This is a genomic window from Cohnella sp. AR92 (assembly GCF_003990975.1).
Classification (GTDB): Bacteria; Bacillota; Bacilli; order Paenibacillales; family Paenibacillaceae; genus Cohnella.
This window is the reverse complement of sequence record NZ_RZJR01000010.1, coordinates 208,944-233,596: the sequence shown is the minus strand read 5'-3', so window position 1 is coordinate 233,596 and position 24,653 is coordinate 208,944. Positions and strand designations below refer to the sequence as shown.

23 protein-coding genes are annotated in these 24,653 nt (G+C 55.6%); 17 read left to right on the top strand and 6 right to left on the bottom strand.

Annotated elements, in window-relative coordinates; all coding sequences use genetic code 11:
* The first annotated feature begins 409 nt into the window (after positions 1 to 409).
* Positions 410 to 1,837 (top strand): FAD/NAD(P)-binding protein, encoded by a 1,428-nt coding sequence (locus ELR57_RS18315; RefSeq protein WP_126960525.1) that lies wholly within the window; start codon positions 410 to 412, stop codon positions 1,835 to 1,837.
* A gap of 77 nt (positions 1,838 to 1,914) precedes the next feature.
* On the opposite strand, the gene ELR57_RS28345 is transcribed toward ELR57_RS18315, so the two are convergent.
* Complete coding sequence (locus ELR57_RS28345) at positions 1,915 to 3,996, bottom strand: motility-associated ABC transporter substrate-binding family protein (protein ID WP_238162588.1); 2,082 nt, start codon at positions 3,994 to 3,996, stop codon at positions 1,915 to 1,917.
* Between the two features lie 332 nt (positions 3,997 to 4,328).
* Between ELR57_RS28345 and ELR57_RS18305 the strand changes: the two genes are divergently transcribed.
* Positions 4,329 to 4,886, top strand: a complete 558-nt coding sequence (locus ELR57_RS18305; RefSeq protein ID WP_126960524.1) for a DUF420 domain-containing protein — start codon at positions 4,329 to 4,331, stop codon at positions 4,884 to 4,886.
* 66 nt (positions 4,887 to 4,952) lie between these two features.
* On the opposite strand, the gene ELR57_RS18300 is transcribed toward ELR57_RS18305, so the two are convergent.
* On the bottom strand, positions 4,953 to 5,366 hold the full coding sequence (locus ELR57_RS18300; RefSeq protein ID WP_126960523.1) for a VOC family protein: 414 nt from the start codon (positions 5,364 to 5,366) through the stop codon (positions 4,953 to 4,955).
* Between the two features lie 287 nt (positions 5,367 to 5,653).
* Between ELR57_RS18300 and ELR57_RS18295 the strand changes: the two genes are divergently transcribed.
* The 7 genes from ELR57_RS18295 (at position 5,654) to ELR57_RS18265 (ending at position 16,402) form a co-directional block, all read left to right on the top strand.
* Positions 5,654 to 6,634, top strand: a complete 981-nt coding sequence (locus ELR57_RS18295; protein ID WP_126960522.1) for an aldo/keto reductase — start codon at positions 5,654 to 5,656, stop codon at positions 6,632 to 6,634.
* A gap of 247 nt (positions 6,635 to 6,881) precedes the next feature.
* Positions 6,882 to 8,576 carry a methyl-accepting chemotaxis protein gene (locus tag ELR57_RS18290; RefSeq protein WP_158630063.1) on the top strand — a complete coding sequence of 565 codons (1,695 nt, stop codon included), beginning with the start codon at positions 6,882 to 6,884 and terminating at the stop codon, positions 8,574 to 8,576.
* A 357-nt stretch (positions 8,577 to 8,933) separates the two neighbouring features.
* A complete protein-coding gene (locus ELR57_RS18285) occupies positions 8,934 to 9,860 on the top strand; it encodes an ABC transporter permease subunit (protein WP_126960520.1) in 927 nt (308 codons plus the stop codon).
* Positions 9,861 to 9,872: 12 nt separating this feature from the next.
* Positions 9,873 to 10,766 (top strand): carbohydrate ABC transporter permease, encoded by an 894-nt coding sequence (locus tag ELR57_RS18280; RefSeq protein ID WP_126960519.1) that lies wholly within the window; start codon positions 9,873 to 9,875, stop codon positions 10,764 to 10,766.
* 71 nt (positions 10,767 to 10,837) lie between these two features.
* Positions 10,838 to 12,457, top strand: coding sequence for an extracellular solute-binding protein (locus ELR57_RS18275; protein ID WP_370452299.1), 1,620 nt, complete (start codon positions 10,838 to 10,840; stop codon positions 12,455 to 12,457).
* A gap of 141 nt (positions 12,458 to 12,598) precedes the next feature.
* Positions 12,599 to 14,881, top strand: a complete 2,283-nt coding sequence (locus tag ELR57_RS18270) for an AraC family transcriptional regulator (RefSeq protein WP_158630062.1) — start codon at positions 12,599 to 12,601, stop codon at positions 14,879 to 14,881.
* 696 nt (positions 14,882 to 15,577) lie between these two features.
* Entirely contained in the window at positions 15,578 to 16,402 is an 825-nt protein-coding gene (locus tag ELR57_RS18265) for a VanW family protein (RefSeq protein ID WP_126960516.1), read from the top strand.
* Positions 16,403 to 16,765: 363 nt separating this feature from the next.
* On the opposite strand, the gene ELR57_RS18260 is transcribed toward ELR57_RS18265, so the two are convergent.
* Both ELR57_RS18260 and ELR57_RS18255 read right to left on the bottom strand, forming a co-directional pair.
* Positions 16,766 to 17,053, bottom strand: a complete 288-nt coding sequence (locus ELR57_RS18260) for a DUF2653 family protein (RefSeq protein WP_126960515.1) — start codon at positions 17,051 to 17,053, stop codon at positions 16,766 to 16,768.
* Positions 17,054 to 17,058: 5 nt separating this feature from the next.
* Positions 17,059 to 17,502, bottom strand: a complete 444-nt coding sequence (locus ELR57_RS18255; RefSeq protein WP_126960514.1) for a hypothetical protein — start codon at positions 17,500 to 17,502, stop codon at positions 17,059 to 17,061.
* A 167-nt stretch (positions 17,503 to 17,669) separates the two neighbouring features.
* On the opposite strand from ELR57_RS18255, the gene ELR57_RS18250 reads away from it, so the two are divergent.
* Together ELR57_RS18250 and ELR57_RS18245 are read left to right on the top strand one after the other, a co-directional pair.
* Positions 17,670 to 18,218: a DUF309 domain-containing protein gene (locus ELR57_RS18250; protein WP_126960513.1), complete on the top strand. Its 549-nt coding sequence runs from the start codon at positions 17,670 to 17,672 to the stop codon at positions 18,216 to 18,218.
* Positions 18,215 to 18,859, top strand: coding sequence for a DNA-3-methyladenine glycosylase family protein (locus tag ELR57_RS18245; RefSeq protein ID WP_126960512.1), 645 nt, complete (start codon positions 18,215 to 18,217; stop codon positions 18,857 to 18,859). Before ELR57_RS18250 ends, ELR57_RS18245 begins: the two co-directional genes overlap by 4 nt.
* Positions 18,860 to 18,874: 15 nt before the next feature.
* Here ELR57_RS18245 and ELR57_RS18240 read toward each other — a convergent pair whose 3' ends face one another.
* Positions 18,875 to 19,429, bottom strand: coding sequence for a manganese efflux pump MntP (locus tag ELR57_RS18240; RefSeq protein WP_126960511.1), 555 nt, complete (start codon positions 19,427 to 19,429; stop codon positions 18,875 to 18,877).
* 136 nt (positions 19,430 to 19,565) lie between these two features.
* On the opposite strand from ELR57_RS18240, the gene ELR57_RS18235 reads away from it, so the two are divergent.
* The 6 genes from ELR57_RS18235 to pqqE all read left to right on the top strand — a co-directional run bounded on the left by ELR57_RS18235 (position 19,566) and on the right by pqqE (position 23,574).
* Entirely contained in the window at positions 19,566 to 20,282 is a 717-nt protein-coding gene (locus ELR57_RS18235; RefSeq protein ID WP_126960510.1) for a hypothetical protein, read from the top strand.
* 107 nt (positions 20,283 to 20,389) lie between these two features.
* Positions 20,390 to 20,494, top strand: coding sequence for a pyrroloquinoline quinone precursor peptide PqqA (pqqA, locus tag ELR57_RS28650; RefSeq protein ID WP_126960509.1), 105 nt, complete (start codon positions 20,390 to 20,392; stop codon positions 20,492 to 20,494).
* Between the two features lie 50 nt (positions 20,495 to 20,544).
* Positions 20,545 to 21,465: a pyrroloquinoline quinone biosynthesis protein PqqB gene (gene pqqB, locus ELR57_RS18225; RefSeq protein ID WP_126960508.1), complete on the top strand. Its 921-nt coding sequence runs from the start codon at positions 20,545 to 20,547 to the stop codon at positions 21,463 to 21,465.
* A 2-nt stretch (positions 21,466 to 21,467) separates the two neighbouring features.
* Complete coding sequence (gene pqqC / locus ELR57_RS18220; RefSeq protein WP_238162587.1) at positions 21,468 to 22,187, top strand: pyrroloquinoline-quinone synthase PqqC; 720 nt, start codon at positions 21,468 to 21,470, stop codon at positions 22,185 to 22,187.
* A complete protein-coding gene (gene pqqD / locus ELR57_RS18215) occupies positions 22,184 to 22,462 on the top strand; it encodes a pyrroloquinoline quinone biosynthesis peptide chaperone PqqD (protein WP_158630061.1) in 279 nt (92 codons plus the stop codon). Before pqqC ends, pqqD begins: the two co-directional genes overlap by 4 nt.
* Positions 22,453 to 23,574, top strand: a complete 1,122-nt coding sequence (gene pqqE, locus ELR57_RS18210; protein ID WP_126960506.1) for a pyrroloquinoline quinone biosynthesis protein PqqE — start codon at positions 22,453 to 22,455, stop codon at positions 23,572 to 23,574. Before pqqD ends, pqqE begins: the two co-directional genes overlap by 10 nt.
* On the opposite strand, the gene ELR57_RS18205 is transcribed toward pqqE, so the two are convergent.
* Complete coding sequence (locus ELR57_RS18205) at positions 23,541 to 24,653, bottom strand: carboxypeptidase-like regulatory domain-containing protein (RefSeq protein ID WP_126960505.1); 1,113 nt, start codon at positions 24,651 to 24,653, stop codon at positions 23,541 to 23,543. The two genes, pqqE and ELR57_RS18205, sit on opposite strands and share 34 nt — an antisense overlap.

The window sequence follows — 24,653 nt, the reverse complement described above, 5'->3', positions numbered from 1 at the left end:
GAGCGTTTCTGGCCTGAACGGGTCGAGGATTGGGAGGAGGCTCATTAAGATTTTCTCATCTCCGCGCTTGGACTTGTCCCTGTGTCTCGGAAACCACGCGGTTCGAGAAAGGATTCGGAGCGCCGGCGCAGATAAGTTTGAAGGATCGCGGAACCCCTCGTAACGATGAACAATTAGCCGAAAGGGAATTAGCTTCATTTACAAAGATGAGGATTTTCGCTTCAATTGCTTCTTCTTAAGAGTTAAGATGGGTTCAATCTAACATAAATTGTTCTTATTCATGACAAGCGGAGTGGAAGTGCTGAGCTGTAATTGATCCTGCGTCAGTTATGATTACATGAGTGGAAAGTATCCAGCATACAAAGCTTCGCGAGACACTCCTAGGTTACCGTGGAAAGGTAGGATGAGAATGAGCTTGGAACAATTGAACGAACGCGTGAATACGGACTTGTCTTATTTGGCATACGGCGGCAAACCTTGGGTTGTGCCGATGGAGCATCCGGAAGGCCACGTATACGATACCGTCATCGTGGGCGGAGGACAGAGCGGACTTGGCATTGCCTTCGGATTATTAAAAGAAAGAATCTCTAACATTCTGGTTATCGACGAGAATCCGGAAGGTCAAGAAGGGCCGTGGGAGACGTACGCCCGAATGGTGACGCTGCGTACGCCGAAGCACTTGACCGCCATCGAGCTGGGCGTGCCTTCGCTTACTTTCCGTTCTTGGTGGGAAGCCCAGCATGGCCCGGAGGGCTGGGAACGACTGGACAAAATCCCGCGGGGAGATTGGATGAATTATTTGCGCTGGTACCGAAAGGTGCTGAAGCTTCCGGTCGTCAACGAAGTCAAGCTCGGCTTGATCGAGCCGCTGGAGAGGGGCCTTCATCGCCTTCACGTCGAAGGGGCGGGCATTCCTTCCGGCAAGCTGCTTGCGCGCAAGGTCGTTCTGGCGACGGGCATTCAAGGCGGAGGGGAATGGCACATTCCTCCATTGATCAAGGAGAAGCTTCCTTCCCGTCTCTACGCGCATACGTCGGAGCCGATCGATATCGGCGCTCTGCAAGGCAAGAAGATCGCGGTGCTCGGAGGAGGAGCTTCTTCCTTCGATAATGCGAACTTCGCCTTATCGAACGGAGTGGCGGAAGCGCACGTCTTCGTGAGACGGAAGGAGATGCCGCGCATCAATCCGATCCGGCAGATGGAGGGCTCCGGCATGATCGAACGATTCCCTTCCTTATCGGACGAAGACAAGTACGCGGTCATGTCTCACTTCTTCAAGCACAATCAGCCGCCTACCAATGATACGTATGAACGCGCGACGTCGTGGCCGGGCTTCCGACTTCATCTGGGTTCGCCTTGGCTGGACGTGGAGGCGGACGGAGACCAGGCGGTCGTCACGACTCCGCATGGCAAGTTCTCCTTCGACTTCCTGATCATCAGCACCGGACTTATTACCGATCCGGGGCTGCGGCAAGAGCTTCGCCAGGTAGAGAAGCATATCGTCCGGTGGAGCGACCGTTACATCGCGCCCGCAGAAGCGGCGAACGCTCTGCTGGACGCACACCCCTACTTGAGCCCCGGCTTCGAATTCCAGAGCCGCGATCAAGTAGGGAAGGATCTTCTTCATGGCCTTTATTCCTTCAATTATTCGGCGATGGTGAGCTGCGGCTTATCCGCCTCGGCCTTATCGGGGATGCGGTTCGCGATTCCGAAGCTCGTAAGCGCGATCGGCGACAGCCTCTTCCATGACGATCGGGAACAGATCCTAGCCAAATTCTATGAGTATGACGAAGTGGAATTCGTCGGCAAGTGGCCGAAGGAAGCGGTCGCGCAATAATTCGGCAAGAAGCCCCGCATGGTCATCCGTGATGACGACGCGGGGCTTCATTTGCTTGCTAGGCTAGAACCCGTTCGTTAGCTGATGACGAAGTCGTCGATGTTGATGCGTTGCCCGGACGTGCCCCCGACAACGATCCTAAAGCGGACATTGCCGGTTGCGCCAACGGTAATGGTTTGCGTGGCGAGCGCGCTGCCGCTTGTATACGCGGAGCCGACATCGGTCCAGGTCGAGCCGCCGTCCGAGGATTTCTGCAGCTTCCAAGTCACCCCGGTGTCAGTGCCGAAGTTAGCGTGCTTCACGGTGACAGCGGACGCTCCGGGAACGTCGAAGCTCATGGCGATGCTTCCTGCCGATCGAATGCGGGCGGACTTGCCGCCATTCTTCTTGTCGGTGGAGGATTCTCCGATCAAGGCGTTATCGAAGTACCAGGTGCCGCTGTCGAGAGTAACGCCGGCAGCCGTATAGGCCGTCTTCGAACCGCTCTCGTAGGTCTCGGACAGCGATCCGGTCGGCGTCACGGATGGGGCCGTAATGGAGAAGTCGTCGATGTTGATGCGTTGCCCGGACGTTCCGCCGACGACGATCTTGAAGCGGACGCTGCCCGTTTCGCCGACCGGGATCGTCTGGGCCGCGAGCGAGCTGCCGCTCGTATACGTCGAGCCGACGTCGGTCCAAGTGGAGCCTCCGTTCGTGGATTTCTGCAGCTTCCAATTGGCTCCCGAATCGGTGCCGAAGTTGGCGTGGCTAAGGGTAACGCTAGCGGCGCCCGCGACGTCGTAGCTCATCGCGATGCTGCCCGCCGCGCGGATGCGCGCCGACTTCGTTCCGTTCTTCTTGTCCGTCGCGGAATCTCCCAACAGGGCGTTATCGAAGTACCAGGCGCCGCTGCCGAGCGTAACGCTCGCCGAGGTATAAGCCGTCTTCGTGCCGGTCTCGAACGACTCGTTGCCGGTTCCCGTACCGCCGCCGCCGCTGCCGGATCCATAACCGTAGGAGCCGGACTTGAAGGTGGAGCTGTCATACCACTTGTAGCCGGAGGCCGGCGCCGCCCAAGGCTCCGACTGCGGTTCCGTCGAAGCGGAGGGAGTCTCCATCGACAGGAGCGTCGTTGCGGTATCCAGGGTCAATCCGCTGACGGAAGACAAGCTCGTGTAGCTCTCCGGGGTGGCCAACCAGTTGACGAGGTTGACGAGCAGCGTGCCGTTGCTCGCTTCCGTGAACCCGTCGTAGGTCGTCTTGGTGCCGCCCGTTTCTTCCTTCAAATACTTGGGCGAGCTGTCTTCGACGGCGGAAGAATCGCCGATGACGGCAACCTTGCCGAGCTGCGCCTTCGCTACCGCTACATAGGGGCCTTCCGAGGTTCCTCCGCCGTTATAGACTCCTTGATCGACGGCGCTGGACCAGGCGGCCGGAGAATTCTGGATATAGACGATTCCCTTGGCTTTGGTCGGGTCCGTGATGGCAATGGTAGAGCCTGCATGCATCGTCACCGAAGAGACGCCGGACGTAATGCCGAACGCCTGCGAGGAAGCGACGATCGTGCCGGAATTCGCGTCCCCGATCGCGTTATAGCGAATGCGCATGCCGAAGTTGGCGGATAGCCAGTCCGAGCTGGCGACGCCCGACATCGCGGCGGAAGCGGCTTCTTCGGCGCTCATGCCGAGAGCCGGATTGCTCCATGCGCCGCGACGGTAGCCGTTGAACACCTCGGATGCATCCCAACGGTTCTTGTTGCGGTCGGCATTGTAGTGGTCGGCGATAAAGAAGATGCTGCCTCCGTTCTGGACGTACTGCAGCATCGCCGCTTGTTCGGAGGTCTTGAAGGGAATATTGGCCTCGGGAATGACGAAGACATCATAGCCTTGAAGATCCGCGAGCGTGATCGCGGAGGACTTGCGCAATTCCTTCACGTAATAGCCTTGCCCTGCCAATGCGTTGGCGAAGTCGGAGAAGCCGCCGTCGATTACCCAGTCCGCGGCGCCTGCCGTTTGAGCGTGGGCGTTATCGAACAGAATGGACTTGCCGTTCGCGGTGCCGGCCGGGGAGATCGCCGGCGCGGGGTCGGAAGGACCTTCCGCGAAGGCGGAATAAGGGATCAGGCCGACGAGCAGAACGATAACCGCCAATAAGGATTTGAGCTTGTTTCTCATCATCATTGCCACCTCTCCATAGGATCATCTTGCGAACGTTCGGCTAGCTTGTGCGAAGTTCACCTCCTTTGCTGCAGGATAGAAGGGTACGGGTACCGGTCGGCAAATCTATCGTATAGAAGAAAGATGATCGAATGATAGGGAGTTTGTTGTTCCAATATTAAATCGTCCATGGTCATTCCCTGTTTATGAGAGGGAGAGAGGGTCATACTAAAAAGGATGAGCGATCGGATGCTTTCCGGGGAATTGTTCATAATGTTGTTACTTAACCGGCGTCCGTTGGACGTTAATTGCGTCTATAATGGAGCCATGTCCAGAGGAAAGGGGAATGCGGACGCATGAGCAACAAGTCCGACAGCTTGCAGCCTACCAGCAACAAAAACTATACGGCTGCCATTATTGCGATCTCGCTCGTCGCGAATATCATTATCCTGCTGTTGTTCTTCTCGCCGCTTGGGTATAAAGGAGAGATCGACTTCGATCTGACGATCTTCCCTAGGGTGAACGGCTTGCTGAACAGCTTTACCTTTATCTTCTTGCTTGCCGCCTTCATCGCTATCCTCAAAAAGAACGTGAGGGTACATAAGGCGTTTATCCTCGCCGCTTTCTCGTCGACGCTGCTGTTCCTGGTCTCTTACCTGACGTTCCACTTCCTGTCTACGGAGACGGCGACGTACGGAGGAGAAGGCTTCGTTCGGCCGGTCTACTTCTTCATTCTGATCTCCCATAGCATTCTGGCAGCGATCATCGTACCGCTGGCGCTGTTCACGCTCGTATGGGGATGGACGAACCAGCTGCACAAGCATCGCAGGATCGCGCGCTGGACCATGCCGATCTGGCTCTACGTCAGCTTGACCGGAGTCGTCGTGTTCCTCATGATGGAACCTTACTATTGATCGAGTCATGCTAAACAAAAAGAAGGCAGCTCCATTCCGATGGGGTTGCCTTCTTGATGTTAGGGGCTACTCTTCGAGGTTGAACTGCCACAGGATCCCGAACTTGTCTTCGACTTGACCATAACACTTGCTCCAGGGCGTCTCCTGCAATTCCATGGCGATCTTGCCGCCTTCCTTCATCCGATGGAAGGCTTCGCGCAGCCCGGCTTCTTCTCGGGTGATATAACTCAAGGAGATATTGTTGCCGGGATGATAAGGCATGCCTGGGAATACGTCCGAGAACATTAGGGGGCTGCCGTCGATAATAAGCAGAGCGTGCATGATCAGATTCTCCGTGCCGGGAGGCAGGGGATGGTCCGGATGAGCCGGCATGGAACCGAAGGTTGTCAGATTCGCGGGCTCGGTCTTGAACACATCTGCATAGAACTCGACAACCTCTCGCGTGTTGCCGTCGAAGTTGAGGTAAGCGTTAATCGGCAAGGCTGATCACTCCTCTTATTGTTTGGCGGAACGACTATATTTTAACAATCGGACGAATAAAAAGCAAACATATGTTCCTGGACGATGCGAAAATGCTCCTTAAGGCGCATTCGGACCGACTGTTTGTCGAACGGCGGGGGAGTGGATGAGCTTGGAACTTTCGTCTCCGGTCCTTCCTTCCCCTTGACTCGGGCGACGGCTGCTGGCATATTAAGGTGGGATTCGGGCTTCGGTTCGACGCTCGATATCGCAATTATCCGTCAAACCCTAAAGGAGAGATCGAGAAGATGAAGTATGCGAAGCTAGGGCGTTCCGGCTTGAATGTCAGCAGGCTGTGCCTGGGAACGATGAATTTCGGAGTCGATACCGACGAGCGGGAAGCGTTCCGCATCATGGACGCCGCGATCGACGCGGGCATCAACTTCTTCGATACCGCCAATATCTATGGATGGGGCGAGAATGCCGGCCGAACCGAGGAGATTATCGGACGCTGGTTCGCCCAGGGAGGCGGCCGCCGCGAGAAGGTCGTTCTGGCAACCAAGTTCCACGGGGATATGAGCGACCGCGCCGATGGGCCGAACAGCCCGAGCGGCCTGTCCTCCTATAAGCTTCGCCGCCATCTGGAAGGGTCTCTGAAGAGGCTTCAGACCGATCACATCGAGCTTTACCAGATGCATCACGTAGACCGCAGCGTCTCCTGGGACGAGCTGTGGGAAGGATTCAAAGTCGCCCTTACGCAAGGGAAAATCGGGTATGTCGGATCGAGCAACTTCGCCGGACACGATCTGGTCAAAGCTCAGTACGAGGCACGCCATCACCGGATGCTGGGCCTCGTCTCCGAGCAGCACAAATTCAGCTTGACCTGCCGCTTGCCCGAATTGGAGGTGCTTCCGGCCGCGGAAGACCAAGGAATCGGCGTTATTGCCTGGAGCCCGCTCGACGGCGGCCTGCTGGGCGGCAATGCGCTCAAGCCGGCGGCCGGCTCGAAGCGCGCGAACAATGCGGAGAGGGCGGAGAAGCATCGGCCGCAGCTCGAAGCGTTCGAGCGCCTGTGCCGCGAGCTTGGCGAGAGCGAGGCGAACGTCGCGCTGGCCTGGACCTTGACGCGTCCGGCGATGGTGGCGCCCATTATCGGTCCTCGCACGCTCGAACAGTTCGAGAATTCGCTGCGAACGGTGGATATCGTCCTGGAGCAGGAAGTTCTGGATCGCTTGGACGAGATTTTCCCGGGTCCCGGCGGAGCCGCTCCGAAAGCATACGCTTGGTAATAAGAATCTTGAGAATGGCACCGGTGATTGTACCGGTGCTATTTTATTGTCAACTAATATGACAACGCTTACATCCAAAATGAGCGAATTCTGTCGTAACTTAGGCCCAATAGGGCAACTTGATGTTATAATAATTGACAATATTTAATGAAAAACGATTGAAAACAATCGGTAAATGAGATTATACTTGGTTAATCCTACGACAAAATGTGGAAATACACTTCAGATTGAGCGAGGAGGAATCGTTATGTGGTCCGTCCGCAATAAGCTATTGGGTTCGTTCATCGTGATTCTTCTTTTTACAGGTTTTATCGGTTGGAATGGAATCGCGAATATTCGCCAGATTCAACACAACTCCGAGGAAGTAACCGGCAAATGGCTGCTCGGCATTGAAACGATCAACACGATCGGCCAATTCGTCGAGCAATATCTGACGAACAACTACCAGCTTCAATTGACGGACAAGCCGGACGAGAAGAAAAGCCTGACCGCGACTCGCGACACCATTATCGCCAATATCGAGCAGAGCATGAAGACTTACGAGACTACGCTTACGGCCGACGAGGATCGAAGCAATAACTTCGCCAGCCTTCAGAACAACTGGGACATGTTCAAGAAAGCTTACGAGCAGATCTCTTCAACCGCGGCGGGCTCGGAGCAAGAGACGAAGGCGACGCAGAACGCCGTTCAATACTTCAACAACATGCGCAGCCTCCTGAAGATGATGGTCATGTTCGACCATAACGGAGCGGTGGAGAGCACGAAGGAAGCCAAAGCTCTCTATAAGGATTCGCTAACGAACTTCTCCATTGTCGGAGGACTGGCGCTAGTCGTGAACCTGCTGTTCGCGCTTCTGCTCGTCCGCAATATCATCACGCCGCTGAAGGCTTCGACCCAGACGCTGAATCGCATCGCTTCCGGCGATCTGACGGTGCAGCAGTTGAAGACGAAGCGCAAGGACGAATTCGGCCTGATGATCAAAGCGGTCAACTCGACGATGGAACAGCTGCAGCAGTCCGTGAGGAAGATGCAGGATTCCTCCGTCTACCTGGCGGACTCGTCCAAGCAGCTTAGCGAGCGGGCCGAGTGGAACGCGGGCTCGGCGAAGAAAGTGACGGAGGCCATCGAGCAGGTATCCAGCGGCTCCGATCATCAGGTCCAGGTTGCCGGGGAGTGCAGCAAGGTCATCGACGAGATGGCGACCGGCGTCCAACGGATCGCCGAGAACACGAGCGAAGTGGCGGATCTGTCGAAGGAATCGGCGACCGCGGCCATCGACGGAGCCGAGAAGATCCAATTGGTCTCGCGCCGGATGGACGAGCTCTGCCGAACGCTGGAGCAGGCGGAAGAGACGATTCGGAAGCTGGAGAGCCACACCGTGAAGATCGGCTCGATCTCCACGCTGATCGGCGACATCGCCACCCAGACGAACCTGCTGTCCCTGAATGCGGCGATCGAAGCGGCGCATGCGGGTCAGCACGGCAAGGGCTTCGCCGTCGTCGCGGAGGAGGTTCGCAAGCTGGCGTCCCAGACGGACGGATCCAGCAAGGATATTATCGAGCTTATTCGAGAGATCCAGGCGGATACGGAGAAAGTCGTCCGTACGATGGGCATCAGCTTGACCGAAGTAAGGGACAGCTCGGAGAGCGTGAAGATCGCCGAGAGATCGTTCGTATCGATCGTGGGCTCCACGGAGCTCGTAACGACAAGAATCCAAGAGACGGCGGCCGCCGCTCAGCAGCTGTCCGCCAGCTCCGAGGAAGTGGCCGCCTCGATCGAGAGCATGAGCAGCCTTGCCGTTCAGACGGCCGGGATGGCGCAGCAGGTCACCGCCGCCACGGAGGAGCAGCTCGCGGCCAGCGAGGACATGCGCGTATCGTCCGGAGAGCTCTCGGGCGTAGCCGGGGATTTGGAGTCGCTGGTCAACCGGTTTAAGCTGTGATTCGATAGCCTCAATAAATTAGCTTAAAGTGCGAAGAAGTCATTTTTTCCATCCGTTAACGGAAGGGGGAGAATGGCTTCTTTGTTGTATACGGGAAGCATTTGTGCAGTGTGAACTCGGGATATTCGCGTCAAAGTGCACAAAAAGCGGAATCGTTCATTCCTCTCCGAGCGCGATAGTTCACAGATTGACGCGATCTTGCTCTATTCGGCCGATGGGAGTGCAGATAGACTGAAGTCGTTGAGAAGAGCGGAACTCGGCAGTCGAGAGGGGAGACGCCGCTGTTCGCTCCGAATCAATCCAAGAATAGCGAAAATCCAAAGAGAAAATCCAAAGAGAAGGAGGAATTCCAACGGCATGCCAATCCGCAAGCGAGGGTTCTGGTACGAGCTCATCAAGAATCGCATCCTGTTCCTGATGCTGCTGCCGACACTGCTTTTTTTTCTAATTAATAATTACACGCCAATGGTCGGCATTTACTACGCTTTCGTACGTTTCGATTTTAACCGCAGCTTGTTCAACAGCGAATTCATCGGACTCGAGAATTTCCGGTTCCTATGGCAATCCGGCATCCTTAGCAAGCTGACCGTCAACACGCTCGGCTACAACGCGGTCTTCATCCTGAGCAGCAATGTCTTCGCTATCGCGTGCGCCGTTCTGCTAAGCGAAATCAAATTGAAGTGGTTCAAGAAGCTAACGCAATCGATCCTGTTCCTGCCCTACTTCGTTTCCTTCGTAATCTTGAGCGCTATCGTTTATAACGTCTTCAATTACGAGCACGGCTTCCTCAATACGACGTTCAAGGGCCTCGGAATCGACGAGGTCGACGTCTACAACTCGCCGAAGCTGTGGTACCTGCTGATCCCGTTCTTCTACTTATGGAAAAACATCGGCTACAGCATGGTGATCTATCTCGCATCCATAACCGGGATCAGCGACGAATACTACGAGGCGGCCAAGATCGACGGCGCGAACATCTTCCAGCGGGCACGCTATATCACCGTTCCCATGCTCAAGTCCACCTTCATCATCCTGCTGCTGTTCGCGCTGGGAAGCATCATGAAAGGGCAGTTCGACTTGTTCTACCAGCTGATCGGGAACAATGGGGTTCTCTACGACACGACCGACATTCTGGATACTTACGTCTATCGATCGCTTAAAGTGACGTTCGACATGGGGATGGCTTCCGCGGCAGGACTGTATCAATCGCTGTTCGGCTTCGTGCTCGTGATGGTCGTCAACGCGATCATTCGCAAAATCAACGAGGATTACGCCTTGTTCTGACGGAGGGATCGCATGAAGATCAAAGACGATAAATATACCGGCCTGTTCAAGTTCATCGCCTATGCCGTCATCCTCCTCGCTTCGATCGTTTGCCTGTTTCCGTTCCTGCTCATCATCTCGGCTTCCTTCACGGACAATGCATCGATCATAACGGACGGCTTCCATCTCATTCCGAAGAAGTTCTCTTTGGACGGGTACAACCTTATCTTCAAAGCTCCAGAGCCCGTGCTGAGAGCTTATGGAGTAACGGTAACCACGACGGTAATCGGAACGTTCCTCGGCCTGTTCTTCATCACGATGGCGGGTTACGTCCTTCAACGCAGGGATTTCAAGTACCGGAATTTCTTCTCCTTCGTCATCTACTTCACCACGCTGTTCGGAGGAGGCTTGGTTCCTTGGTATATGCTGCTGACCAAGTACTTGAACCTCGTCGATACGTATACGGTGCTTATTTTCCCAGGGCTTATGACGCCGTTCCTGATCATTCTGATGAAGAACTTTATCCGATCGGCGGTTCCGGACGAAGTGACGGAATCGGCCAAGATCGACGGGGCGAACGACTTCAAGATCTATTACCGCATCGTGCTCCAGCTCTCGATGCCCGGCATTGCGACGGTAGGCTTGTTCCTCGCCTTGGCCTACTGGAACGATTGGTTCCTGTCATCGCTCTTCATCAACGATCCGCACCGTTATCAGCTGCAATTCTATCTTTATAACATCATCAACACGATCGCTTTCATCACGCAGATGGGGGCGGGCTCCGGGGTCTCGCTCGGAGGAGACATTCCGACCGAGACGACGAAGATGGCGATGTCGCTTATCGTAACCGGGCCGATTCTGCTGCTCTATCCGTTCGCTCAGCGGTACTTCGTCAAAGGGCTGACGATCGGCGCGGTCAAAGGTTAGAACCGGGCGCGGAGCTCGCACTTGCGGCTTCGAGGCGGCTAACATACATTTAAGATAAGGTATAAGGGAGGATTCGAATGATTACCAAAAGAAGGGCGTCAGCGGTCATCTTATCGAGCTTTATCCTGGCATCGGCATTATCGGCTTGCAGCAGCAACAATAACGGGAACTCGGCAAGTCCGAGCCCCAGCAAGTCCTCGGCCAGCCCGTCCGCAAGCGCTTCGGCAAGCGAATCTGCAAGCGCTTCCCCATCCGAGAATCCGGCGGGGATCGATACGTCGAAGCATGTGACGCTTCAGTTCTATATGCTTGGCGACGCGCCGAAGGACCTGTCCGTCATCGAGAAGAAGGTCAACGAGATGTCCGAGAAGGAACTGAACGCGACCGTCAAGTTCAACTTCACCACTTGGACGAACTGGGATCAGAAGTACAAGCTGCTGCTCTCCTCGGGGCAGGATGTCGACTTGATCTTCACGGCCGACTGGACGCAGTATCAATCCTATGCCAAGAGCGGAGCCTTCCTGCCTCTGGAGGATTTGCTGCCGAAGGCGGCTCCGACGCTTCAGCAATTCGTTCCGCAGGATATGTGGGATGCGGTCAAGATCGACGGGCATATCTACACCGTGCCGGCCACCTTCAAGGAATACGTCAACAACGGCTTCGTCTATCGCGAGGATCTGCGCAAGAAGTACAACCTGCCGGTTCCGAAGGATATCGCTTCGTTCGAGGAATACCTCGACGGCATCAAGAAGAACGAGCCTAGCATTCAGCCGCTCTCGTTGAATGCGGACGTCAAAGGCAACATGATGGACGTCTTCCGCGAGATCAACGACGATACGGTCGGCGGTCCGCTGCCGTACGGGATCGGCATCAAGTATCACAGCCCGAACGACGTGTACTCCTACTGGGGCTCCGACGAGCAGATCGCCGACCTGAAAGTGATCCAACGCTGGCAGGAGAAGGGCTTCTTCCCGAAGAACGTGCTAAACGTTCAAGATACGATGCAGGACGGCATCGTCACCGGCAAGGCAGCCGCGCAGCTGGGAGACAATCCGAACCGCTTCAACGACACGAAGATGAAGATGCAGTCGACCCATCCGGATTGGGATCTCGGGTACACGCCGTTCGCCGTGACGAGAGGGTTCGCGACTCCGGTGCATCCGATCCACAACGGCTTCGCCATTCCGAAGAGCAGCAAGAACGCCGAACGCGCGCTTGCCTTCTATGAGAAAATGGTGACCGACAAGCGCTACAACCAATTGACGGAGTATGGCATCGAAGGAGTCAACTACACCGTGGAAGACGGCTATTACAAGATGATCGGCGACTCGACGTCCAACGGCTTCGCGCGCGAAGGCATGCAAGGATGGGCTTGGCGCAATCCGGAATTCATGCTCTTCGACAAGAGTTTCGACGGGGTCAAGGCGATCTTCGCCGAGCTCGACAAAGTCGCCAAGCCGGACTTGTTCACGGGCTTCGCGGAGGACTATTCGTCGTATCAAGCGGAACGCGCCGCGCTGGAGCAGGTCGAGAAGCAGTACTTCTATCCTCTCTATGCCGGACTGGTCAAGAACGTCGAAGAAGGCGTGAAGACCGCGATGGACAAGGCGAACAAGGCAGGGCTGCAGAAGGTACAGGACGCGTATAAGACGCAATGGCTCGCCTATACGGCCGAGAAGGGAATCAAGTAACCGACTGCGTGCGGCGACCACCGGGTATCCTTCGATTTTTACGGGGGTACCCGGCTTTTTGCCGACAATGCCATTGACAGAAAACGCTTTCAACCATATATTCAATGTCTCAGGATCTGTTGGATGGAGGGGGGAGCTCGAGTGCGGCTCGTGAAGTCGGAGGAGAATCGCAGCCTTTATAATAAGCTTTTCCTCGGTATCGTGCTGTGTACGGTAGTGACGCTTACGCTTACGTCTACCATCCTGTTTGTCTTCTTCAATCGAATCGCCTTGGGGCAGGTGTATCGTTCCGACCTGGGCACTCTCACCCAGACTAGCCGAGAGGTCGTCGGGATGACGGACAGCGCCCAATCCCTTTCTTTTCAGATCTATCGGAACCTCAACGTCTCCAAGCTCATGTTCTATGAGGAGCCGAATATTTACGATACGGTTGCGGCCATGGCGGAGCTGCAGAATTACCTGCTCTCGATGACCTATATCGAATCGATCTACGTATACAACCCGAAGTCCGAATACCTGTACATCTCCGCGAACAAAGGGCAGAACGGCATGATAGAGACCGACGCTCTTCTCGATAAAGAGATTCTTCAGCTTCTCAATAATTATAAGGATTACAAGCCGTTTACGCCGATTCCGAGAACGGTGCTCGTCGATGGGGATACCGGGCAGAGAGAGGCGGTCTATTCTTATCTCTGCTACGATGCCATCGGTTCTCCGAAGGTGGTCAATTCCGCCGTTATCGTCAATATCAAATCGCAGTGGATCAACAAGGACATCGGCAACCATGAGGACGGCAGCATCGGCAAATCGTTCATTATCGATAACAGGGGGAGACTGCTCTCCGGCGATGAGTTGATCCCGGGAACCTCGAAGGAGGAAGGCCAGCCGATTATCCGCAGAATCTTGTCCGACGCGGATTCCGGCTACTTCGTGGACACCGTGAACGGAGAGAAATCCCTCATCTCCTATACGGCTCCCGACTCGCTCGAGTGGCGCTATGTGCGCAGCACTCCTTATAAGCTCGTTACGCACGAGGTGCGAGGAATCGTGAGGACCACGATCGGCATCGCCGCGCTGCTTCTGGTGGTCGGCTTGCTGCTGTCCTGGTTCCTGTCCCGCAAGCTCTATGTTCCGATCGACCGGATGGCGAACCGCATGAAGATGCTGGAGGTCGAGAAGAGGAACAGCCTCTATACGATCCGTCAGGACTTCCTGCGCAACCTGGTGCTCGGCCGCGAAGCGATCAATCCGAAGACGCTGCGCAATCGTCTGGCGACGTTAGGCGTAGGGTTTGATTTTAATAGCGAATATCGGCTCGTTCTCTTCAAAATCGATCGGTTCAAGACATTCGCCGAGACGAGAGAGAGCGACTTGAGAGTATACAAGTACGCGATCCTGAACATCGCATCCGAGCTGAGCTCCCAAGCCTACCCGGTGGAGACCGTCGACCTGGAAGGAGACAGCGTGCTGCTCCTGCTTGGCGCGGCGAAGTCGACGGAACAGGCGGACGAGATCTACCTTCAATCCCTTCTCGTGCAAATTCAGAGGGCGGTCGGGGAGCATCTGGGAATCAGCGTTACCGCGGCGTTCACCGAGCCGGACAACCAAGTGCTTCACTTGCATTCGCTGTACAAGAAGGTCAAGGAAGCGGCGCAATATCGCATGCTGTTGGGCCATCGGTCGGTGATCAAAGCGCAAGATACGCCTGCTCCTCCGATCAAGGAATACGCGTACCCGGAGGACAAGGAGAAGAAGCTGGTCGACGCGATGATGTCCGGCAAGCTGGAGGAAGCCCGCGACCAGTATGCGCATATTATCGGCGAAGCGTCCCGTTACCCGATTCCCGTTCTGCAGTCCGTCATTACCCATCTTGCTCTGAAGATCGTCAGCATCATGCGCATCATGCAGAAGAACCACTCGTTCGAATTCGAGCATAGCCCCGAATGGGCGGCTCCGGCGATGGAGCGATTCGAGACGCTGCAGGAAGTAGACGACTTCTTCGGAAGCGTGTTCGACGAGATTCAGGAGAAGCTGGTCGAGAAGCGCAGCATGCGTCACGACGATCTCATCAAACGAATCAACGAATCCATCGCGAGGAATTATTCCAATCCGAATTTGTCGCTCCATTGGATCGCGGAAGAGCTGGATATGTCGCCAAGCTATATCGGAAGGATCTACAAGCAGATCACCTTCAAAGCCATCGTGGATGTGATCAATACGGTCCGGATGGAGCAATCCTTGGTGCTCCTGCAGCAGACGCACTATTCCGTCGCCGAGATCGCGGAGAGAGCGGGCTTCACCAACCCGTCGTATTTCTATCGAATGTTCAAGAGGCACTTCGGCCTGACGCCTACCGATTACCGCAAGTCCGCTGGCGGGGAAGAGACCGATTCCTCCGATGCCGCTTCCGGTCATGGGGGGTAGGCCGGACCGCACCGGTATAAGAGGGGATATAAGCAAAGCTTAGGAAGGAAGGCGGGTGGATCAGGGGGGCCATTTTGGCTTAATAGCTAATAGGAAAATAAAACTGCCGACAGCCGCTCCGCCGGTCCTTCGCGACCGGAGAGCGGCTTTTTGGCGTCGTATGCTGCCGATTGGTTGGAGCGATAGAGAGGCAGAGGACGTGAGGCGCGGTGACTGCGGAGTGAAGGGGAGTTATTGAACGTTGTTCAATAACGGTGCATTAGCGACGGTATGCGGACTTGAGTTATTAAACGTTGTTCAATAACGGAGCTCTGGCGGCGATATGCGGACGCGAGTTATTGAACGTTGTTCAATAACGGAGCGCTGGCGGCGGTATGCGGGCCCGAGTTATTGAACGTTGTTCAATAACGGAGCACTGGCGGCGGTATGCGGACGCGAGTTATTGAACGTTGTTCAATAACGGAGCACTGGCGGCGGTATGCGGACGCGAGTTATTGAACGTTGTTCAATAACGGAGCACTGGCGGCGGTATGCGGACGCGAGTTATTGAACGTTGTTCAACAACGGAGCACGACCGGCGGTATGCCGATATAGTCCCCAATCAACGCGCCACATTAGCACCTTTTTCCACTCCTGTAACGTCAAATAGAAAAGATGGCGCATTTATGCCTGACTCTGTTCCGGGGGGGGGATCCGATGAGACCCATTATGCGGTCAAAACTTAGAGTGAAGATCGGCACTATTTATTACAGGAATAAGAGGTATCTGGAATGGCTGCTAGGGGGCTATCGTTTCGCCAAACCGGAGCTATCCGTTTCCCTGCCGCACCCCGTTTTTAAGCATCAAACTCCCCTGCTAAGAAGATTAAAAGACGTGGAGATGTGGCTGCAATACAACAAGATTCAGAACCTGAGACTGGCGATCGACAGAATCAACCAGGTGGTCATTCATCCCGGAGAAACGTTCTCCTATTGGAAGCTCATCGGGAATCCGACGAGAAGAAAAGGCTACGTAGAAGGGATGGTGCTCTATTATGGAGGCTTCAAACCAGGTGTCGGCGGGGGCCTGTGCCAACTCTCCAACCTGATATACTGGACTGCTCTGCACACGCCGCTACAGGTAACAGAGAGGCACCGCCATAGCTATGACGTGTTTCCGGACGCGAATCGAACGCAGCCCTTCGGCAGCGGAGCTACTTGCGCGTACAATTACCTCGACCTAAGAATCTATAATCCGACCGATGTGCCCTATCAGTTCATGGCGTCCATGGATGCGGATTCCCTCATGGGGGAGTGGAGGGCCGAGAAAGCGCCTCTCTACCGCTACGAAATCTATGAGAAGGACCATCGAATGACGTCCGAGCCTTGGGGAGGGTACACGAGGCATAATGCGATCTATCGCAGAAAATATAACCTAGACGGCGAAATGGTCGGCGACGAGTGGATCACGGAAAATCATGCTTTGATGATGTACCAGCCCTTCCTGAAGGCGTCAGCCTCTCTTGATGGCGATGACGTCTAATCTTGATCTCGAACGGAGGAATCTATGCGAATCTCCATTCTATTGCTCGTTGTTCTGCTATTATCAGCCTGCGAAGCCCGGCAAGCGATCAAAAAGACGGCACCGCAGGATTCCGCCGACACAACGCCGTATCTGCTCGTCGAAAGCCATGATCCGCTCCATAACTCCAAGTCTGGAGAGATTAAGCGAAGGATCGACGATCTTAACAATGAAGTCCTATGGGCACTAAGACCGGAGGGCAATACCTTTATCGGGGATCTTATGAAGTTCCTTGGATTAAGCGAAAGCGACTTCAGAGGAATATAGAAAAAATCGGCTGCCCTTCCGTCAATGGAAGCGGGCAGCCGATTTTGTTCTATGCTTTTACTGCTCGATATTCGCCTGGATCTCTTCCAGCTCTTCGTTCAACTCCAAAGTAATCTGCGACGGATAAACGCGAATCTGATATTCATTCAACGCGTATCTCATGATCGATTCCTTCAGGTTCGCTTCCACGAGGAAGCGGCTGCGGCCTTGCACCCAAGCTTCGGCCGAGAAGCCTTGTTCCTCGTCCCAGAGCAGTTCGACCTGGACTTCGGATAAGGGAACCTCGTGTCTCTCCGACAGATGGAGGATCACGGAGTTGACGATCTCGTCCATCGTGATCTTCATGGCGATTACCAGCGGCGCGCGTCGTCAGGACGCTGTTGATCGCGCTTGCGGCGGAAGGAGACGAAGACGGCCCGAATGATCGAGATCAGAGCCACGATAACGATCAGGTTAATAATGAGGCCCAGGAAGTCTCCCATGAAGCCCATTCCGCTGAACATGCTTCCGAAGAGCAGACCCGCGAAGCCGCCGATCATCAAGCCTTTCATCAAGCTGCCGCCGCTGAAGAAGCCGCGATTCGTATTCGTCGTCGAGCCGGCGGTGCTGCCCGTCTTGGAGCCGGTGCCGCTCGAGCTGTTCGAGACGTTTTCTTTAGCCTTGGAAGGCGTCTGGCTGTAGGATTTCTTGCCCGAGCTGAACGACTTGCGCGCGGCGTCCGCCGAGTCGGCAGGAACGCTCACCGCGACGAACAGCGCGAAGAGGCTGAAGATAAGAAACGCTTTTTTCCACATGTTGAATTGCTCCTCCTGATAGTAGATAAGTTTTATTTGTCTACGGTTTTATATACGGGCGGACAGGCGGTCGGTTTCAGGAAAATAAGATGCCTATTCCTTCGCAATAGGTTATCCTGATAATAACGTCCTTAAGAGGCGCAGATCGACGGAGGAGCACGATAACCTTGATCAGGTCCCAATACCCCGACGCTTTAGTCGACTATCTGGCGGAATATTACGGATCCCGGGATTTCTTCGAATGCCATGAGATCATGGAACAGTATTGGAAGGATCAGAAAGGCTCCCCGTACGAGACGAGCTGGCTCGTGCTGATTCGAATTGCCGTCATGCAATACCACTCAAGAAGAAACAATCGGGAAGGCGCTTATAAGCTGCTGCAAAAGGCGGTTCAGGAGATCGACCCGGCCAAGATGGATGAGCTCGGCTTGGACGGGTATAAGCTTCAGGCCATGCTCGAGTCGCTGCGGGAGCGATGGAGCGATGCAGACCGCGTCGAATACGAAGAACTCGATCTTCCCATTCGGAGCCTGGCCTTATATAAGCTTGCCCAGGAACGCTGTTTCTCACAAGGATGGAAGTGGGGGACGCCTGTTGAAGAGCTGGGCCGATCGATCATCGATCGTCACCTGCTGAGAGACCGCACCGAAGTCATCGAGGAAAGAGAACGCTCCGCGAGAAGCAAGAAGGAGCGAATGGAGGAGGAAGGGTTATGAAGCAACGATTTGAATACGGCCAGACAGAGATCGATCATCTGACCGCGGCGGATCCGGCACTGGGGGCCGCCATTCGTCAGATTGGTCCCGTGGAGAGGGAAGTCATCCCGGACGTCTTCGTATCCTTGGTGGATTCGATCGTATCGCAGTTGATCTCGAACAAAGCCGCGGAAGCGATATGGAAACGGCTGATCGCTCATTTCGGCGAGCTAACGCCCGAGACGCTGGCCGCGGCGTCGCCCGAGCAGCTTCGCGCTTGCGGGACGACGACGAAGAAGGCGGAGGCGATCGTCGAGATCGCCCGGAAGATCGTGGCGGGGGAGCTTCGGATCGATCAGCTTCAAACGATGAGCGATGAGGAAGTCGTCACTTATTTAATGGCATTAAAAGGCGTCGGAAGGTGGACGGCGGAGATGGTCCTCATCTTCTCTCTTGCGCGGCCGAACGTCGTCAGCTGGGGAGATGTGGCCATTAGGCGAGGCGTTATGAAGCTTCATGGGCTCGATTCGTTGACCAGGGAACAATTCGACGAGTTAACCGGGCTTTATGCGCCATACGGAACGGTTGCGTCCCTGTATCTGTGGGCGATCGCACATTTGCCTGAAGAGCAGTGCCAATTCAAGAAAGAAGGGGCCAGTTAGGCAAGCTTCTTCCTTTCACCCAAGGCCCAAACTCTCGAGAAGCATCCAAACGCCCATCAATCCTAGGATAATCCCGGATGCTTTCTCCGCCCATTCGCCAAGGAATGGCTTGAGCTTCGCCCCGAACGTGACGCCGATCATGGCGAACGCGAACGATTGGACGGCGATAAACAGAACCGTGAGAGCGATCGGCATCTCCAGCAACCCGGCCGAGAAACCGACCGCCAGTTCATCCAGGCTGATGCCGATCGCCGCTACTGCCAATGGCCAACCGGATAGAGGCTGCGAGAGAACCCGACTCTCTTCGTCGTCTTTGTCCCAGATTAGAAAATAAATCGCCACCCCAATCAACAAAAGCGCGCCGATAATGGAAATCGCCTCGTTAAAAAATCGCCCAAAAGCGCTTCCGATAATGATGCCGGCAATCGGCATCAGGGATTCGGCCGCGGCGAACACGAGCGCGATTTTCTTTTTTTCCTTCCAGTTATCCCTTAGACCGATCGAAGCGGATACGATCAACGTATCCAAGCCTAGGGACAGGGTTAGAATCCATGCGAACAACGTCTCCATAACGAGCTCCTTCACCGCTTCTTATTTGTAACCATATGCACAGGATATACCGGTAGTACAAGCCTTGTATAGGATCGCCGCAAAGTTGAGACCATAAGCCAAAGAAATTAATCCTCCTCGAAGGCAGGTCAAACTCATGAGAAGAAAAATCGTCAGCGGTTTAGCGGTCTCGGCGGTAACCTTGATGCTTGCGGTTCCGGCTTATGCTTATACCGGATCCGCGGATGGCGGCAACGGCGGGTTGGGCAACGGAATGGAAACGAAAGCGCACGCGGGAGTCTCCACTTACAGCGTCAAAGGCAAGTCGCATGGCCTTGCGCCGAACGGCATGACCCGAACCAAAGAAGTCAGCGTCTATGGAACAGGAACGGGAACCCAGTTCTTGAACCCGAATGCGCCTGGAACGACAACGACGAATCAATTCCAAAGCTACGGTACGACGACGTATCCCAACAGCGGATACACCGGATACGGAATGAATGCGACGACGAATACGGACGGTTACCGCGGGTACGGCACGAATGCGACGGGGACGAACATGGGCGGCTACCGAGGCTACAGCGCGAATACGTCCACGACGAATACGGACGGCTACCGGGGCTTTGGCACGAATACGTCTACGACGAACACGGACGGCTATCGGAACTACAGCACGAACAACAATTCGACGTTTACTGACGGCAACCGGATGAACAATTACAGGAACTACAGCACCTCGAACCGCACGACGGACGGCCGGTACCGCACGACGTCGACGACAACGGGCAACGGCTCCAGATGGGGATGGCTTGGCCTGCTTGGCTTGCTCGGGCTGTTCGGGGTAAGAAGCCGCAATCCGCAGCGCGACCGTTAAGAAAGAGCAACAGGACGATGCAAAGGGACGTTCGACAACGAGCGCAGCCCGTGCATCGTTTTTTTGTGCTTCTTGGACATTCCGATACCGACATACAATGAAGCAGAATGCCGCTTCGATCCTCGGAGGGAGGTGTAACCATGTGGGTTAAGCCGGACTTTAAGATCATCGACTTGTGCGCCGAAGTGACGGGCTACGCTCATCGGAAATAACCTTTGTATGCCGGACAATTCCGGCATCTCTTCTATAAAGGGGAGAAGCCATGATCATTCGAGTATTAGGCTCCGCTGCGGGAGGAGGATTCCCGCAGTGGAACTGCGCTTGCCCCAACTGCAGGCGGTTAAGAGCCGGCGACCCTTCCGTACAGACTCGAAGGAACGATTCGCTTGCCGTCAGCCCGGACGGTATCCGCTGGGCGCTTCTGAATGCCGGTCCGGATGTCTGCCTGCAGACCGAAGAGAATGTCGTTCTTCACCCGGGACCTCATCTGAGAAGCTCCCCTATTGAAGCCGTCTTGCTTACCGATGCGGAATTGGATCATACGACGGGACTGCTTCAATTAAGGCAGAACTCGTCCATGGATATTTACGCGACCTCTCCCGTTCTTTGGGCGCTTGAAGACGACTTCCCCATTCGAAGAATCATCGAGCCGTTCGCGAGTTTTCGTTGGATGGACACCATTCCAGAGGAATCATTTCCACTTTTTGGGGGAAAATTATCGGTATGTCCGTTTTTTTTGGGCGACAAGCCTCCTAGGTACGTCTATGGGGAAGCGTCCATGGGAGCGAATCGGGAGCCGGAAGCGTGGGTTGTCGGTTATCGAATCACGGATCGGACAACGGGCGGGGTTGCCGTCTACGCGCCGGGAATCGAAGCCTGGTCGCCAACGCTCGAGAGGCATCTGAAGGCAGCCGACTGCATCTTCCTGGACGGGACGTTCTGGCAAGGCGACGAGCTTCGCAAGCTGGGAGTATCCGAGCTTGATGCGTCCGATATGGGCCATCTTCCCGTTGCCGGACCGGGCGGAAGCGCGGAGCGGCTGGCGGGAATGTCCGCGCGCCGCAAGGTCTACATCCACGTGAACAACACGAATCCGATGCTGGCGGAGGATTCGCCGGAACGGCGCAGATTGGCGGAATGGGGAATCGAAATCGGAATGGACGGAATGGAAATGGAGGTTTGAAGTTGGAATCGTATTTGATGTCGAACGAACAATTTACGGCTCGCCTAAGGCAGGTAGGGGAAGAACGCTATCACGACAAGCATCCCTATCATATCGCCATGCACGAAGGGAGGCTGTCGAGAACGCAGCTTAAGGCTTGGATCGTCAACCGGTTCTACTATCAGAAGAATATCCCGGTCAAAGACGCGCTGATCCTGGCCAAACTGCCGTCCCGGGAGGAACGCCGGGTATGGATTCAACGCGTTATCGACCATGACGGCAGGGAAGGCGAACCCGGAGAAGAAGGAGGCATCGAAGCATGGATCCGGTTAGGAGAAGCTGCGGGCATCCCGAGAGAGGAGATGCTGGATGAACGCCACGTTCTTCCGGCCGTTCGATTCGCCGTCGACGCTTATGTGAACTTCTGCCGGTTGGAGCCGTGGCCGATCGCCGTCGCGTCCTCTTTGACGGAGTTATTCGCTCCGACGCTCGTCTCCAAGCGGATCGGCGTCTTCGAGCGGCTGTATCCTTGGATTCGTCCGGAGGGATTAGCCTACTTCGAAGCCAGGCTAAGCCAAGCGCCTCGCGATGCGGATCATGGGCTGAGCCTTGTCTTGAGGGAATGCCGGGATCGGAGGGAACAGGAACAGGCGATCGCCGCTTTGCGCTTCAAATGCGATGTACTATGGGCCCTCCTGGACGCGTTAAGCCTGGCTTATCCGGAAGAAGGGAACGAGCGATGAGCGCCCGGGCGCTGTCGGAACGGCCAAGGCTTCGTCGTCCGGGCCGCATGAAGTACGACAAAGCCCGCCAATCGGAAATGCTTCTGCTCCCGGAGCGGGTCGTCGAGTTGAACGAGGCGGCGGGCGCGATTCTCCGGCTTTGCGACGGGAACAGATCGATCGCGCAGCTGATCGAGGAACTCGAGACGAGGTTCGGCCAGACCGGCCTCGAGAACGATATCGTCGAATTCCTCGCTTCGGCCGAAGAGAGGGGGTGGTTGGAGCTATGTCCGTAAGCTTGCCGTATGCCTTGACCGCGGAACTCACGCACCGTTGTCCGCTTCACTGTCCTTATTGCTCGAATCCGATCGAGCTGCAGAAGAGAGAGAACGAGCTGTCGACGGAGCAATGGCTTCACGTATTGGAGCAGGCAAGCGATCTTGGAGTCGCGCAAGTCCATTTTACGGGCGGAGAACCTCTCCTGCGCCCGGATCTAGAGCGGCTCGTCCATAGGGCCCGGGAAGCGGGGCTCTATGGGAATCTCATTACGAGCGGCGTCGGATTGACGGATGAAAGGATAAGTAAGCTATCGGAAGCCGGGATCGACAGCATTCAGCTGAGCGTGCAGGCCGCGGCCGCGGAACTCGCCGATTCGATCGCCGGCTTTCGCGCTTTCGAGACGAAGAAGCAAGCCGCCGAACGGATCCGCGAGAGCGGGCTTCCGCTCCATATGAATGTCGTCCTTCACCGGGCCAATCTCCACCAGATCGAACAGATCATCGAACTCTGCGCGGATTGGGGAGCGCAGCGGCTTGAGCTGGCAAATGCCCAATATTACGGTTGGGCTCTGCGCAACGTCAATCAATTGCTTCCGCGGCGAATGCAGCTGCTGGAAGCCGAAGCCGCCTTCGTAAGGGCTCGGGAACGCTTCGGCAATCGAATGGAACTCGTATGGATCATACCGGATTATTTCGAAGATTATCCAAAGCCCTGCATGGGAGGATGGGGCCGTCTGTCCCTGACGGTTGCGCCGGACGGAAGGGTGCTTCCTTGTACGGCAGCATCGGAAATAAAGTCGCTGACGTTCGAGAACGTGAAGGACCGCGAGCTCAGCTGGATATGGCACGAATCGCCATCTTTCCAGGCATACCGCGGCTACGATTGGATGATGGAGCCCTGCAGGAGCTGCGAAAGGCGCGAGCTCGACTACGGAGGATGCCGCTGCCAGGCGTTTCTGTTAAGCGGCGACGCGCGGGCAGCGGATCCCGTATGCATACATTCCCCTCATCGCGATATTATCGCTAAGCGGGCCAATTCAACGGAGCAGAGCAAGATCGGCGAACCTGTCTTTGTCTATCGAGGCATATCCTCCGATCAAGGTGCCGAAGCGACGATTCTCGGGTCCTGATTGCCCGCCTGCAGGGAAGCGATAGGCAATTCGTCGCCGGCCTTCAGGAACTTCTCTTGGTCGAAGAACTTGGTCAGCCGAGTCTCGAAGAACGGAGGATGCTTCTCCCACGCTTCCCGCGACAAGGTCAGTATGAACCGTCCCTCCGGGTCGGGGATCGTGACGGTATAAGGAGTTCCGGACGGGAGGTCCAGTCCGGCGAGCAAACCGCTGTACGTTGCGCCCGTCGAGGTCGCGAATACCAGCGAAGGCGGTTTGTCGTCGAGAACCGTGCCTTCCTTGGGCAGCCGGATTCGAATTTCCACGCTCGTTCTACGCGGGAGGCTCAGCACCTTGCCTTTGGGCAGGGTGTACTGCCTCGTGCCGACGATCACGGTAAGGTTCGTATCTTCTTCCTCCGGCCAATAATACATCTCATATCTTCCGTTCCGATCCGTCGGAGTCGACTTGGCGAAGCCTTCTCCGCTGTCCCGGTCGATCCAGACGAACGCGTTCTGAACCGGATTGCCGTCGGCGTCGCTCACTTGGCCGGCAATTCGATATTTATCGGCGCGGAAGAAGGAGATCTTGTCGTCCTTGCCGATCTGAATCCGGGCATGCACCTTGACTTTGTCGGCATCCGTCTCGGAAGGCTCCACCTTGGCTATCTCGATGGGATGATAGACGCTGATCGGCGCGGATGCCGACAGAAGGGAAGCGGCCGCGTCATTCCCGATAGGCTTGCCTCCCAGCTTCGCCTCTTGAACCGATACGACGCGAACGAGCTTGTAAGCGATCAGGCTGCGGTCGACGGTCAGGCGGAAAGCGCCGTCTTCTCCGGTCCGTATGCTTCGTCCTTTCGAATCGACCTGGACGACGGCGTTGGCGACCGGTTGATCTCCGTAAGTCAGCCTGCCCTGGATATCGATCAGATGGGTACCGTCGCTCCGCCAGGACATCGCATGAAAGGTCGTCTTTTCCAATTCGATTCGGGCAGGCGAATTCTCCGCATTCGCATAACGATACGCGAGGGGGGACAGCCATACCGCCATTGTCATCGCAAGGATCAACAGCAGCTTTGCATTGTTATGTATTCTCAT

What these genes read in the sequence shown, in the direction of transcription:
- ELR57_RS18285 (WP_126960520.1), top strand. Translation starts at nt 8,934, where the DNA reads ATGCCAATCCGCAAGCGAGGGTTCTGGTACGAGCTCATCAAGAATCGC.
- pqqB (WP_126960508.1), top strand. Translation starts at nt 20,545, where the DNA reads ATGATCATTCGAGTATTAGGCTCCGCTGCGGGAGGAGGATTCCCGCAG.
- ELR57_RS18290 (WP_158630063.1), top strand. Translation starts at nt 6,882, where the DNA reads ATGTGGTCCGTCCGCAATAAGCTATTGGGTTCGTTCATCGTGATTCTT.
- pqqE (WP_126960506.1), top strand. Translation starts at nt 22,453, where the DNA reads ATGTCCGTAAGCTTGCCGTATGCCTTGACCGCGGAACTCACGCACCGT.
- ELR57_RS18245 (WP_126960512.1), top strand. Translation starts at nt 18,215, where the DNA reads ATGAAGCAACGATTTGAATACGGCCAGACAGAGATCGATCATCTGACC.
- ELR57_RS18265 (WP_126960516.1), top strand. Translation starts at nt 15,578, where the DNA reads ATGAGACCCATTATGCGGTCAAAACTTAGAGTGAAGATCGGCACTATT.
- ELR57_RS18315 (WP_126960525.1), top strand. Translation starts at nt 410, where the DNA reads ATGAGCTTGGAACAATTGAACGAACGCGTGAATACGGACTTGTCTTAT.
- ELR57_RS18260 (WP_126960515.1), bottom strand. Translation starts at nt 17,053, where the DNA reads ATGAAGATCACGATGGACGAGATCGTCAACTCCGTGATCCTCCATCTG.
- ELR57_RS28345 (WP_238162588.1), bottom strand. Translation starts at nt 3,996, where the DNA reads ATGATGATGAGAAACAAGCTCAAATCCTTATTGGCGGTTATCGTTCTG.
- ELR57_RS18255 (WP_126960514.1), bottom strand. Translation starts at nt 17,502, where the DNA reads ATGTGGAAAAAAGCGTTTCTTATCTTCAGCCTCTTCGCGCTGTTCGTC.
- ELR57_RS18240 (WP_126960511.1), bottom strand. Translation starts at nt 19,429, where the DNA reads ATGGAGACGTTGTTCGCATGGATTCTAACCCTGTCCCTAGGCTTGGAT.
- pqqA (WP_126960509.1), top strand. Translation starts at nt 20,390, where the DNA reads ATGCCGCTTCGATCCTCGGAGGGAGGTGTAACCATGTGGGTTAAGCCG.
- ELR57_RS18235 (WP_126960510.1), top strand. Translation starts at nt 19,566, where the DNA reads ATGAGAAGAAAAATCGTCAGCGGTTTAGCGGTCTCGGCGGTAACCTTG.
- ELR57_RS18205 (WP_126960505.1), bottom strand. Translation starts at nt 24,653, where the DNA reads ATGAGAATACATAACAATGCAAAGCTGCTGTTGATCCTTGCGATGACA.
- pqqD (WP_158630061.1), top strand. Translation starts at nt 22,184, where the DNA reads ATGAGCGCCCGGGCGCTGTCGGAACGGCCAAGGCTTCGTCGTCCGGGC.
- ELR57_RS18280 (WP_126960519.1), top strand. Translation starts at nt 9,873, where the DNA reads ATGAAGATCAAAGACGATAAATATACCGGCCTGTTCAAGTTCATCGCC.
- ELR57_RS18305 (WP_126960524.1), top strand. Translation starts at nt 4,329, where the DNA reads ATGAGCAACAAGTCCGACAGCTTGCAGCCTACCAGCAACAAAAACTAT.
- ELR57_RS18295 (WP_126960522.1), top strand. Translation starts at nt 5,654, where the DNA reads ATGAAGTATGCGAAGCTAGGGCGTTCCGGCTTGAATGTCAGCAGGCTG.